Origin of the sequence: Streptomyces sp. WAC 01529 (genome assembly GCF_003945545.1) — a bacterium.
GTDB classification, from domain to species: domain Bacteria; phylum Actinomycetota; class Actinomycetes; order Streptomycetales; family Streptomycetaceae; genus Streptomyces; species Streptomyces anatolicus.
On the sequence record NZ_CP029617.1, the window covers coordinates 5,386,638 to 5,399,915 of the forward strand.

General features: G+C 73.2%; 7 protein-coding genes. All 7 read left to right on the forward strand.

Annotated features, from left to right (window positions below):
* The first annotated feature begins 8 nt into the window (after positions 1–8).
* The 7 genes from DMA15_RS24280 (at position 9) to DMA15_RS24310 (ending at position 13,261) form a co-directional block, all read left to right on the forward strand.
* Positions 9–5,744 (forward strand): type I polyketide synthase, encoded by a 5,736-nt coding sequence (locus DMA15_RS24280; RefSeq protein WP_125514877.1) that lies wholly within the window; start codon positions 9–11, stop codon positions 5,742–5,744.
* Positions 5,745–5,786: 42 nt separating this feature from the next.
* Positions 5,787–7,418, forward strand: coding sequence for a long-chain-fatty-acid--CoA ligase (locus DMA15_RS24285; RefSeq protein ID WP_240660256.1), 1,632 nt, complete (start codon positions 5,787–5,789; stop codon positions 7,416–7,418).
* A 47-nt stretch (positions 7,419–7,465) separates the two neighbouring features.
* Positions 7,466–8,479, forward strand: a complete 1,014-nt coding sequence (locus DMA15_RS24290) for an LLM class flavin-dependent oxidoreductase (RefSeq protein ID WP_125514879.1) — start codon at positions 7,466–7,468, stop codon at positions 8,477–8,479.
* Between the two features lie 35 nt (positions 8,480–8,514).
* On the forward strand, positions 8,515–9,276 hold the full coding sequence (locus tag DMA15_RS24295; RefSeq protein WP_125517982.1) for an alpha/beta fold hydrolase: 762 nt from the start codon (positions 8,515–8,517) through the stop codon (positions 9,274–9,276).
* On the forward strand, positions 9,273–10,781 hold the full coding sequence (locus DMA15_RS24300; protein WP_125514880.1) for an MFS transporter: 1,509 nt from the start codon (positions 9,273–9,275) through the stop codon (positions 10,779–10,781). Before DMA15_RS24295 ends, DMA15_RS24300 begins: the two co-directional genes overlap by 4 nt.
* Before the next feature lie 232 nt (positions 10,782–11,013).
* Complete coding sequence (locus DMA15_RS24305; RefSeq protein ID WP_164551815.1) at positions 11,014–12,207, forward strand: cytochrome P450; 1,194 nt, start codon at positions 11,014–11,016, stop codon at positions 12,205–12,207.
* Positions 12,208–12,304: 97 nt separating this feature from the next.
* Positions 12,305–13,261, forward strand: coding sequence for a diacylglycerol kinase family protein (locus DMA15_RS24310; RefSeq protein WP_125514881.1), 957 nt, complete (start codon positions 12,305–12,307; stop codon positions 13,259–13,261).
* The last annotated feature ends 17 nt before the right edge of the window (positions 13,262–13,278 follow it).

The following is a 13,278-nucleotide window of genomic DNA, read 5'->3' on the forward strand; positions in this document are numbered from 1 at the left end:
GACGCGGTATGCCGCGCGAGGAATCAGAGAAGAATCAGGTGTCCGACCGGGCGCCGGAGCCGATCGCGATCGTCGGCGTGGGCCTGCGATTCCCCGGCGGCAGCAATTCCCTGGATGAATTCGACGCCTTCCTGCGCGAAGGACGGTCCGGGATCGGCCCCATTCCCGGCGACCGGTGGGACGTCGAGGCGTTCACCCCGCAGAGCCCGGACGACAAGGGGAAGATCCACACGACGTCCGGCGGATTCCTCGACCGCATCGACCGTTTCGACGCGGCCTTCTTCAACATCTCCCCGAAGGAGGCCCAGTACATGGACCCCCAGCAGCGCATGCTGCTGGAGACCGCCTGGCAGGCCCTCGAACACGCCAACATCGACCCGGCGCCGCTGCGCCGCGGCAACGGCGGCGTCTACATCGGCGCCAGCTCCATCGACTACGCCCTCGAACTGGACTCCCTGCCCTACGAGGAACTGGACGGCCTGCTCGCCTCCGGCATCACCATGTTCCCGCTCTCGGGACGCCTGTCGTACTTCCTCGGCTGGCGCGGCCCGAGCATGAGCGTCGACACCGCCTGCTCCTCGTCGCTCGCCGCCCTGCACGTCGCCGTCCAGGGGCTGCGCGCGGGCGAGACCGACATCGCGCTGTGCGGCGGCGTCAACGCCCTGCACCACCCGCGCATCCCGGTGATGTTCTCCAACGCGCAGATGCTCTCCCCCGACGGGCAGTGCAAGACCTTCGACGAGTCCGCCGACGGGTACGCCCGCGCCGAGGGATGCGGCATCCTCGTACTGAAGCGGCTCTCCGACGCCACCCGCGACGGCGACACCGTCCTCGCCCTCGTGCGGGGCACCGCCGTCGGCCAGGACGGCGACAGCGCGGGCCTGACCGTGCCCAACGGCCCCGCGCAGGAGAAGGTGATCCGCTCCGCGCTCGCCGCCGCCGCGCTCGCGCCCGAGGACATCCAGTACGTGGAGGCGCACGGCACGGGCACCCCGCTCGGCGACCCCATCGAGTTCGGCGCCATCGGGGACACCTTCGCCGACTCGCACACCAAGAGCGACCCGCTGCTCGTCGGCTCGGTGAAGACCAACCTCGGCCACATGGAGCCCGCCTCCGGCATCGTCGGCGTCATCAAGGCGGTCCTGCAGATCCGGTCCGCGACGATCTACCCCCACCTCAACCTGGACACGCCCTCCGGCCGCATCCCCTGGGACCTGTACCCGGTGCGGGTGCCCACCGCCTGCGAGCCGTGGAAGGCGCCGGTGCGGCGCGCGGTCGTCAACAGCTTCGGCTTCGCCGGCACGATCGGCGCGGTCGTCCTGGAGCAGCCCCCGGCCGCCGAGGAGCGGCGGGCCGCGACCGGCGAGGCGCCCGCGACCCCCATGTTCACGCTCTCCGCCAAGACCGCCGCCGCCCTGCGCGAACAGGTGGCGAACTACCGGCGCTTGCTCGACGAGGACCCGGACCTGCCGGTCGACGCCCTCTGCTACACCGGCAACGTCTCGCGCACCCACCACCCCTACCGCCTCGCGGGCCCGGTCACCGACCGCGCGGCGCTCACCAAGCTCCTGGACAAGGCCGCCGACCACGACCACCAGGGCCCGGCCGGCATCCGCAAGGTCGCGTTCATGTTCAGCGGGCAGGGCTCGCAGTACGCGGGGATGGGCGCCCACCTGTACGAGCGCTTCCCGGTCTTCCGCCGCCACGTCGACGAATGCGACCGCCTCTTCGCGGCCCACCTCGGGCGTTCCATACGGGACCTGGTGCTCGGCACCGCCGACGACCCCGAGGCGATCGACCGCACCGAGTACACCCAGCCCGCCCTGTTCACCCTGGAGTACGCGCTCGCTCAGCTCTGGATGGCCTGGGGCGTGCGCCCGAACGTGCTCATCGGGCACAGCATCGGCGAGGTGTCGGCCGCCGCGGTGGCGGGCCTGTTCAGCCTCCCGGACGCCGTGACGCTGGTGGCCGCCCGCGCCCGCCTCATGCAGGCCGTGCGCGCCGAGGGCGGCATGGCCGCGGTCGCCGCCCCCGCCGAGGACGTCCTGCCGCTCCTGGAGCCCCACCCCGACCTGGCGCTGGCCGCCGCCAACGCGCCGGACCAGTGCGTGATCTCGGGCGGCGCCGACGCGCTCGCGCAGGTCACCGGGGAGCTGGTCGCCCAGGGGGTGCGCGTCGACCAGCTGGCCGTCTCGCACGCCTTCCACTCGCCGCTCATGGCCGAGGTGTACGACGACTTCCGTACCGCCCTGGACGCCCTCACCTTCCGCGAGCCGTCCATCAGCCTCATCTCCAACGTCACCGGCAAGCTCGCCCGCTTCGCCGAGATCGGCACCCCCGACTACTGGGTGCGGCACATCGGTGAGCCGGTGCAGTTCCTCGCCGGGATCCGCGCGGTCGCCCGGCGCGGCCGCCACGCCCTCGTCGAGATCGGCCCCTCCACCGCGCTGACCGCCCTCGCCCAGCGCTCGCTGCCCGTCGCCGACCACCTCTGGCTGGCCAGCCTGCGGCGGCGCGACCGCGGCGGCGACACCACGCTGCGGGCGCTCGCGGAGTACTACACCGCGGGCCTGCCGGTCTCGTGGGCCGGCTACCACGAGGGCCGTCTCGTCCCCGCCAAGACGGCGCTGCCCACGTACGCCTTCCAGCGCAAGCGCTACTGGCTGCCCACCACGACCCCCCGTAAGGGCGGTGCGCGGGGCGGCGCGGCGCACCACGCGCTCCTTGGCGCCGAGACGCAACCGGGCGGCGAGGTGCGGGAGTTCACGGCGGAGTTCACCGCCGAGGAGCTGGGCGCGCTGGCCGACTTCGCCGACGGCGACCGTACGACGCTGCCCACCGGTGCCTATGTCGACCTGCTGCTCGCGCTCCAGGACGCCGTGCACGGGCACACCCGCACCGCCGTCCAGGAGCTGCGTCTCCTCGAACCGCTCACCCTGAACGCCGACACGCCCTTCACGCTGACCACCCGGCTGCGGCCGCGCGCGGACGGCGGCGCGGACGTGACGGTCCTGAGCGTCGCGGAGAAGACCGCCGACGACGAGGACGGCACCGAACTGGTGCACGCCACCGCCGTCTTCGCCGCCGGTCCCGACCAGGCCCAGGACGACCCTGAGCTGGCAGGCCTCGCCCTCGGGCCCGCCGTGCTGGAAGCCGACGCCGAGGACCTCTACACCGACCTCGCGTCGGTGGGCCGCCCGCACGGCCCGCGCGCCCGCGTCCTGGTGAGCGCCGCTCGCCACCAAGGCGGCTGCCACAGCGCCGAGTTGAGCTGCCGCGGCACCACCGCAGTCGAGCAGATGCCCGCCGAGCTGATCGAGGCGGCCGTGGAGGCGGCCGTCGCCCTCGACCCCGAGGGCCCCGTCTTCCACGCCCGGGAGATCGCCTCCGTACGGCACTTCAAGAAGCCCCGCGCCGAGCGGCTGACCGTCGTCGCCCGCGTCGCCACGGAACGGGACCGGCGCCTCGCCGACATCCTGGTCCTGGAGGACGGCAGCCCCGTACTCGAACTCGGCGGCGTCACCCTCGCTCGCCCCGAAGTCCCCTCGGGCCGCCGCCAGTTCCTGCACCGCCCGGAGTGGGTGCGCCGCGCCCTGCCCGCCCTCGCGTCCGGCACGGCACCCCGGCACCTCCTGCTCCTCGGCCGCACCGACAGCGCCCCCACGGGGGACGGCGGCCCGCGCGTCACCCCGGTCGCCGACTCCGCCGCCCTCAAGGCCGCCCTGGAGGACACCTCCGTCACCGACGTCTGCTGGAGCTGGCGGCAGCTGCCCGGCGCCATGTCCGCCGAGCTGATGCGCGCCGAGTGCGAGCACAACTACCGCGACCTGCTCGGCCTGCTGACCGTCCTGGACGCCGCCGCCCAGCAGCGCCCGCCCCGGCTGTGGCTGGTCACCGAGGGCGCCCAGCGGCTGCCCGGCGACCGGGCGGGCACCGGCGCGCACCTCGGCGCCGCAACCCTGTGGGGCTTCGGCCGGGTGCTGCTCACCGAGTCGCCCCAGTACCGCGCGACGCTCGTCGACATCGAGCCCGGCAGCGACCTGTCGGCGCTGCTCGACGAGGTCCGCGCCGAGGCGCCCGGCGAGTACCAGGTCGCCCTGCGCGCGGGCCTGCGCCACGTCCGCAGGCTGCTGCCCGGCGACGCCGCCCGCACCTGGCCCGGCGGCTTCGCCCTGCGCACCCCGGACTCCGGCGACCTCTCCGACCTCGCCCTCGCCCCGGCCGACGACCGCGCCCCCGCGGCCGGCGAGGTCCAGGTGCGGGTCGCGTCGGTCGCCCTCACCGCCGCCGACGCCCGGGCCGCCCTGGACGGCGAGCAGTCGGCGGGGGCGGGTCCCGTGCTCGGCTCACTCGCCGCGGGAACGGTCCTGGCGGCAGGCGCCGAGGCCGCGTTCACGGCGGGCGACGAGGTGTACGTACGTCATGAAGGCGCCCTGTGCGCCACTCTCACCATCCCCGCCACCGAGGTGGCCCTCGCCCCCGGCGCGGCGAACGGCAGGTCCGACGGCAATGGAGGGCGCAAGGGAAGGGGCGGGGCCCTGGCCTTCCGCCTGGAGGAGATCGGCGAGGCGCTGCGCACCGCCGCCTCCGGAGCCCGCGAGGTGTGGGTGGACGTGCCCGGCGGCCCGGAGGCCGAGCCCGCCCCGGCCCGCGTCCGCCCCGACCGCACGTATCTCGTCACCGGCGGTCTCGGCGGCCTCGGCCTGGTCACCGCCCGCAAGCTGGTCTCGCTCGGCGCCCGGCACCTGACCCTGGTCAGCCGCGGCGGACGCGCCACCGAGGAGGCCGCGCCGGTCCTCGCCGAACTGTCCGAGCGGGCCGAGGTCACCGTCGTACGGGCCGATGTGAGCAGCGCCGACGACGTGCGGAACCTCGCCGCCGAACTCGCGGCGGGACCGCACCCGGTCGGCGGTGTCGTGCACGCGGCGGGCTCCTTCGACAAGAAGCTGATCGCCGAGCTGACCTGGGAGTCCATCGACGCCCAGCTCGCCCCGAAGGCGTACGGCGGCTGGCTGCTGCACGAGGCCGCCGAGGAGTTCTTCCCCGACCTCGACTTCTTCGTGACGTACTCCTCGATCGCCTCCGTACTCGGCGGCGCCACCCAGGGCCACTACGCCGCCGCGAGCGCCGGACTCGACGGCCTCGCCGAGTGGCGCGGCCTGCGCGGGCTGCCCGGCCTCTCGGTCAACTGGGGCGCCTGGGCCAGGGTCGGCATGTCCGCCCGGCTCGACGAGCAGCTCGCCCAGGAGATCGACCGCAGCGGCGTCCGCTTCTTCTCGCCCACCAGGGCGCTCGACACCCTCGCCGCGCTCTGGCAGCGGCCCGGCAGCCGCCGGGTGGTGGGCGAGTTCGATTGGGCCCGGTATGTGGCGGGCGGCGGCGTGGACGACGCGTTCTACGACCGGCTCGCCCGCCACGACCAGGGCGGCGCGGACGGCACCGGGCTCGACCTCGCCGCACTCACCGCCCTGCCGAAGCCGGAGCGTACGGCGCTGATCGCCGCGGCCGTGCGGGAGAAGGTCGCCGACGCCCTGCACATGGACGCCGACGACGACCTCGACCCGAACGCCGAGTTCGTCTCGCTCGGCCTGGACTCACTGATGGCCCAGACCGTCAAGGGCGGCCTGGAGACGCTGTTCCGCCTGCCGCTGCCCGCCTCGCTGACCTTCGACCACCCGACGGTCCGCAGGCTCACCGAGTTCCTCGACGGGCGCCTCGCCCCGGCCACCCAGCAGCACCCCTGACGGGAGACCACAGTGGAGAACCACACCACCAGCAACTGGACGCTGACCCGCACCTCCAGGGCGCACGCAGGGGGCCGGGCGGAACACGCGGCGATCATCTGCGAGGGCCGCACCACCACCTACGGGAAGCTGCACAGGGACAGCAACCGCGCGGCCCACGCCCTGCGCGACGCCGGGATCAAGCCCGGCGACCGCGTCGCCTACCTGGGCCGCGAATCGGAGAACTACTACCTGACGATCCTTGCCTGCGCCAAGGCCGGCGCCGTCCTCGTCCCGGTCAACTGGCGCCTCACCCAAGGCGAGGTGGACCACATCCTGCGCGACTCGGGAGCCGTGCTCCTCTTCGTCGACGACGAGTTCTGGGAGACCGCGGACCGCGTCAAGCCGCTCCTTCCGGGGCTGCGTACGGTCGTCCGCGTCGACGGCACCGACAGGGAGGGCGAACCGGCGCGCGGCGCCGGGCTGCCCGCCTGGTACGCCGACCACCCCGACACGGACCTGGAGCCGGGCACCGGACCCGACGACGCGGTCGTCCAGATCTACACCAGCGGCACCACCGGGCTCCCCAAGGGCGCGGTCCTCGCCCACCGCAGCTTCTTCACGCTGCCCGCCGCGATGCGCGAACACGGCGCCGACTGGCTCGACTGGCTGCCGGACGACGTCAGCCTGATCTCCCTGCCGGGCTTCGGCATCGCGGGCATCGGCTGGTTCATGCACACCTTCAACGCCGGTGGCACGAGCGTGGTCATGCCGCAGTTCATCCCCCAGGAGGCGGTGCGCCTCATCCGGGAGCACGGCGTCACCATCACCTTCGCGGCACCCGCCATGCTCCAGATGATGATGGCCGAACGCGGCGCGGGACCGGCCGCGTTCACCTCGCTCCGCAAGATCGCGTACGGGGCGGCGCCGATGTCGGAGACGCTGCTGGAACGCTGCCTCGCGGTGTTCGGCTGCCAGTTCGCGCAGATCTACGCCAGCACGGAGACCGGCAGCGTCGCGGTCTGCCTGCCGCCCGAGGCCCACCGCCCCGGCACCGGCCTCCTGAAGTCGGTCGGCAGGCCCTGCCCCGGCAACGAGGTCAAGGTCATCGGCCCGGACGGCGAGAGCCTGCCGCCCGGGGAGACCGGCCAGATCTGCGTCCGCACCCCCTCCCGCATGCTCGGCTACTGGAACCTCCCTGAGGCCACCGAGCGGACCGTCGTGGGGGAGTGGCTGCACATGGGCGACGCCGGCTACCTCGACGAGGACGGCTATGTGTACCTGCGCGACCGCATGAACGACACGATCATCGTGGCCGGGCAGAACATCTACCCCGCCGAGGTCGAGAAGGCGCTCGCCGCCCACCCGGCCGTCGCCGACGCCGCCGTCGTCGGAGTGCCCGACGCGCACTGGGGCGAGGCCGTGCACGCCGTCGTCGTCCTGCGGCCCGGCGCCACCGTCCGGCCCCGCGAACTGCTCGTCGCCCTCCGCGCCCACCTCGCCGACTACAAGATCCCGAGCGCCTTCCACTTCGCCGACGACCTGCCGCGCAACCCCTCGGGGAAGATCCTGCGCCGCGCGGTGCGGGACCGGCTGACCGCCGAGGCGCCCCCGGCCGAGCGCCTGACCCTGCCCGTCCAGCGCCGCGACTCGGCGCGTACGGCCTCGCTGCCGCCGCAGCGCCAGCACGCCTGACGCACGTATCCCGACCCGCCTCTCCGCCAGACGAAACGGAGCACCCCATGCAGTCCTTTGCCGGGCCCCTGCGCATCGGCATCCTGTTGCCCACCCGGGAACAGGCCATCAACGGCACCTACGCGGCCGCACCGCTGCTCGACTTCGCCCGGCAGGCCGAGGCGCTCGGCTTTGACTCGCTGTGGGCGGGCGACTCGCTGACCGCCCGGCCGCGCCTCGACCCGCTGGTGGTGCTCTCCGCGGCCGCCGCCGCCACCGAGCGCATCACCGTCGGCACGGCCGCGTTCACGCCCGCCCTGCGCCACCCGCTGATCGGCGCCCACATGATCGCGAGCCTGGACCACGTGGCCGCCGACCGTCTCGTCCTCGGGCTCGGCTCCGGCTTCCCGATGCCCGAGACGGAGGAGGAGTTCGCCTCCGTCGGCGCCTCCTTCGCCGGGCGGGTGGGGCGGCTCGACGAGATCACCGCGCTGTGGCGCACCGCCTGGCGCTCCGGTGAGGAGGGCCAACCCACCGAATACCAGGGCAAGTTCTGGCAGGCCGAGCGTCTTGAGCGGCTGCCGAAGCCCGCCTCGCCCGGCGGTCCGCCGCTCTGGCTGGCCGGCAGCGACACCCCGAAGGTGCTCGCCAGGGCCGCGGAGAAGTACGACGGCTGGCTGCCGTTCCTGCCCGACGCCGAGGCGTACGGCAGGGCCCGCGCCCGTATCGCCGAACTCGCCGAGGCGGCGGGCCGCGCCCCCGGCGCGGTGACGCCCGCGCTGTACGCGACCGTCACCGTCGACCGCGACGAGGCGGCGGCCAAGGCCGAACTGGAGCACTACATCGAGCACTACTACGGGCGCTCCCTGGAGCAGATGTCGGCCATCCAGGCCTACGGCTGGGGCAGCGCCGAGAGCTGCGCCGAGTGGCTGGGCGTCTATGTGCGCGCAGGCGCCCGCCATCTGGTCATCCGCGTCGGATCGCTCGACCCGGAGCCGCAGTTGAAGGAGATCGCCGAGGTGCTGCTGCCCGCGGTACGCGCCATCGGGGAGCAGACAACCGTTGGGAGAACACAGTCGTGACCACCGCCACCGCCACCGCCGCCCTGGGCCAGGAGATGTCCGCCGCGGGCGAGTGGTTCCACCCCGCCGTGCCCTCCGAGGACGCCTCCGTACGGCTGTTCATGCTGCCGCACGCGGGCAGCGGCGCCATCATCTACCGCGACTGGGAGCGGCTGCTGCCCGGCGACATCGCCCCGCAGGCCGTGACCCTGCCCGGCCGCCACAACCGGCGTGACGAGATGACGTACGAGGACTGGGACCCGCTGCTCGACGCGCTGCACGAGGCGGTCGTCGACGACCTGGACGAGCGGCCCTTCGCGTTCTTCGGGCACTGCCTCGGCGCGCAGCTGGCGTTCCGCCTCACCATCCGCATGGAGGCGGAGGGCGGCCCCTCGCCGGTCCTCGTCGGGATGTCCGGCTGGTCGCCCGAGGGCTTCTTCCAGCCGACGGAGGAGCAGAGCCGGATGCCGGACGCCGAACTCGTCGAGTGGATCAAGAAGTTGGGGTCGTTCCCCGCCGAGATCTACGACAACCCGCAGATGCTCGCGCTCGTCGTCCCCGCGCTCCGCGCCGACCTGCGCGTCGCCGCCCAGTACGTCGACGACGGCGCGGGCACCGCCTGCCCGCTGGTCTCCTACGGCGGCGCGTCCGACCCGCTGATGGAGAGCCCGGACGCCATGACCCACTGGGCCGAACGCAGCCCGCAGTACCTGGGCCACAGCGAGTACCCGGGCGGTCACTTCTACATCGACAGCCACGCCGAGGCCGTCACCACGCACTTCGCCCAGCGGCTGCGGCGACTGGCGGGCCGCTCATGACCACCGAAGCGGACCTCAACGTCAAGGCCGAGGCGGACATCGGCGTCAAGGGCGCGGACGTCCCGCCCGTCGCGCCTGAGGCCGCGCCGCCGGACGGGACCCCGGCGGCCAAGCCCTCCTACGGGGCGCTGCTCGTCGTCCTGGCCGGCCTGTTCATCACCAACCTCGACTTCTTCATCGTCAACGTGGCGATCCCCTCGCTCCAGACGAACATGCACGCCACGGCGGCCGAGATCCAGCTCATCGCCGTCACCTTCACCATCGGCCTGTCCGCGCTGCTGATCACCGGCGGCAGGCTCGGTGACATCTACGGCAGGCGCCGGGTCTACTCGATCGGCGTGGCGCTCTTCACGCTCGCCTCGCTGGCCTGCGGCATCGCCCAGAACATGGGCGAGCTGATCGTCGCCCGCGGCTTCCAGGGCGCGGCCGCGGCCCTGGTCATCCCGCAGGTGCTGGGCATCCTGACGACGACGTACTCGGGCAAGCACCGGGCGGTCGCCTTCAACGCGTACGGCATCGCGCTCGGCGCGGCCGCGGTCTTCGGCCAGCTGATCGGCGGCCTGCTGATCAAGGCCGACGTCTTCGGCATGGACTGGCGGACGATCTTCCTGATCAATGTGCCGATCGGCGTGCTCGTCCTCGTGCTCACCCCGAAGCTGGTGCCCGAGTCGAAGTCCGAGGGCCGCACCGGGCTCGACCTGATCGGCGTCCTGCTGGTCACCGCCGGGCTCACCGCCGTCGTGCTTCCGCTGGTCATCGGCCGCGAGGAGGGCTGGCCCACCTGGACGTGGCTGTGCATGGCGGCCGCGGTCCCGCTGCTCGCCGCGTTCTGGTTCAGCCAGCGGCGGCTCGCGGCGGGCGGCAAGTCGCCGCTGGTGAGCCCCTCGCTCTTCCACGACCGGGCGTTCGGCGTCGGGTCCGTCACGATCCTCGTCTACTTCTCGGTGATGGCCTCCTTCTTCCTGGTCCTCGCGCTCTACCTCCAGCAGGGGCACGGCACCTCGGCCCTGGAGTCGGGCCTGCTCTTCGTGCCGCTCGGCCTCGGCTTCTTCGTGGCCTCCGCGATGGCGCCCAAGTTCGCCGCCAAGCTGGGACGCCAGGCGCTCGCGCTGGGCGCCCTGGTGGTGGCGGCGGGCGATGTCGCCTTCGCCCAGACGGCCTCCGCCCTCGGCACCACGGGCTCGGTCGGCTGGTGCGTCCCGGCGATGGTGGTGTGCGGCTTCGGCATGGGGCTTGTGGTCGCCCCGCTCACCTCACTGGTCCTTGAGGGCGTGGCGCCCGGGCACGCGGCGGCGGCCTCCGGGGTCTTCTCCACCGGGCAGGAGATGGGCAACGCGCTGGGCATCGCGGTCATCGGCGTCGTCTTCTTCGACCAGGTCGGCGAGCATCCGTCCGCACAGGGCTACACCGACGGGTTCGGGTTCAGCCTGTACGTCCAGGCCGGCATCTGCGTCCTGGTCGCGGTCCTGGTGCAGTTCCTGCCACGCAAGGCCGAAAAAGTCTGACCGAAGGCCCGAAGACGGGCGGCACGGACGGCGGGTGCCCCGGAGCGAAATGCTCCGGGGCACCCGTCTTTCCGCGTGTTACGGGCACGTTTCCCGCGCTGGTCGGAGGCGGTGTGGGCGGCGACGGAGAGGATCAGCCGGGCGTCAGGGGAGCATCAGGCCTTTCGGCCAGCATGACGGAAAGGAATCAGCCATATCCCAGGGGGGGAATGTCATGCTGGTCACTCCTGTCATGTCCGAGATTCAACCGTCGCTCGCTGCCTGGCCCATGCCGCGCACCTGCCCTTATTCACCACCGGACGCCTACGCCGGGCTCCGCGGTGGCGCGCCCGTCAAGGTGCGGATCAGGACAGGCGAGGCATGGCTCATCACGCGCTACGACGACGTCCGCGCCGTCCTGACCGACGCGCGTTTCAGCTCGGACGACACCCGGCCCGGTTTCCCCGTCCGTATACAACTGCCGCCCGCGCCCCGGGTGATGTCGTTCACGCGCATGGACGGCCCCGAGCACGGACGGCTGCGCCGGATGGCGATGACCGAGTTCACCGCCCGCCGCACCCGCGCGCTGCGGCCCTCGGTGGAGCTGCTCGTGGAGCGCCTCGTCGACGAGCTGGAGCGGGGGCCGCGCCCGGTCGACCTGGTGGCCGCCTTCTCCGTGCGGCTGCCGTCCCTGGTGATCGCCCGCATGCTGGGCGTCCCGGAGGCCGACGAGTGCGACTTCACCGAGCTGAGCCAGGCCGTACTCTCCCAGGACGCCACGCCCGAGCAGATCTACGCGGCCTTCGTCGAGATGACGCGCTACCTGGACGAGCTGATCCGCCGGAAGGGCCGCGACCCGCAGGAGGACCTGCTCAGCCGTCTCGCCACGCAGTACGTGGCCACCGGCGAGCTGTCCCACGACGACCTGGTGGCGATGGCGAGGCTCTTCCTGGTGGCGGGCCACGAGACCACCGCCCACCAGCTCAGCCTGAGCGTCCTCAGCCTGCTGCGCGAGCCGGCGCTGTGGGACCGGCTGCGCCGCGAGCCGGACCTGTTCGCCCCGGCCGTCGAGGAGCTGCTGCGCTACTGGTCCATCACCCAGGACAACCAGGTCCGCGTCGCCGTGGACGACGCGGAGATCGCCGGCGCCCGTATCGCCAAGGGCGACGGCGTGATCCTCGCCTACCCGAGCGCCAACCACGACGAGACGGTCTTCCCCGGCGGCGACCGCCTCGACCTGGACCGGGACGCGAGCCGGCACATCGCCTTCGGCTACGGCCCGCACCTGTGCCCCGGCGCCTCCCTGGCCCGCATGGAGCTGGAGGTCGCCCTGCGCGCCCTGGTGCGCCGCTTCCCCGGCCTGCGCGTCGCGGACGCCCCCGGGGCGGTCTCGTTCCGCGAGAACACGATCAACTACGGCCTCGACGCACTGCTCGTGACCTGGTAGCGCCCCCGGCGACGGAGTCAGCCGCACGTCAGACCGGCGTCAGCGCCCGGTGGAAGAGTCTTCCGCAGGTGCTACCAGATCAAGGAGTACGCCCGACATGGCCGACAGCAGCGACGCCGCGGGCCCCACCAGGGCCCTGGTCATAGCCAATCCCGCATCCGGCAGCCACAGCCCTGAACTGGTGCGCGAGGTGCGGGAGATGTGCTCCGCCCACCTCAACCATTGCGAACTCCACCTCACCACCGCCCGGGGGGACGCGACCGCCTTCGTGCGCCGCGCCCTGGAACGGCCCGAGGGGGCGCCCGACCTCGTCGTGGCCATCGGAGGCGACGGCACCGTCCGCGAGGTGGTCCAGGGGCTCGACGGGACCGCCGGGCGGGCCGCGCTCATGGTGGTGCCCGGCGGTACCGGGAACTCCGGGTACAAGATGCTCTGGGGCGACCGGCCCTGGACCGAGTCGCTCAAGGCGGTGCTCGCCGACTCCGGGACGGGCGGCAGCGCCCGCGTGCGCCACCTGGACCTGGCGCGGCTCGCCGAGACGGGCAACCGCGTCTACCTGGGCGCCTGCAGCGGTGTGATCGCCGACGCGCTCATCACCGCGAAGGACAGCCCGCTCCACGGGCGGGAGCGGTACGCCAAGGCGTTCACCGACACCGCGGCGGCCTATGTCCCCTACCCGGGCCGGGTCGTCGTCGACGGGCGGGTGGTGCACGAGGGGCCGACCGTCCTCGCCAACGTCGGGGGCGGCCGCTACCGGGGCGGGCGCTTCCTGGTGCTGCCCGAATCGCTGCTCGACGACGGGCTGCTCGACGTCTGTGTCATCGGTGGCGGTGTCGCCGCCACCGAGGTGCCCGGACTGACCCTCGAAGCCGCGCACATGGGCCATCCGGCGACCGTCTACGCGCGCGGCCGCTCGATCACCGTCGAGCGCACCGACGGCGAGCGGCTGCCCCTGGAGCACGACGGCGAGTACCAGCACACCATCGGCGCCTCGGCCACCTTCGAGGTGCTCGCGGGAGCGCTCGCCGCCTGGGCCCCGACGGATCCCGCCTGACCTGACCCTTACGAAGC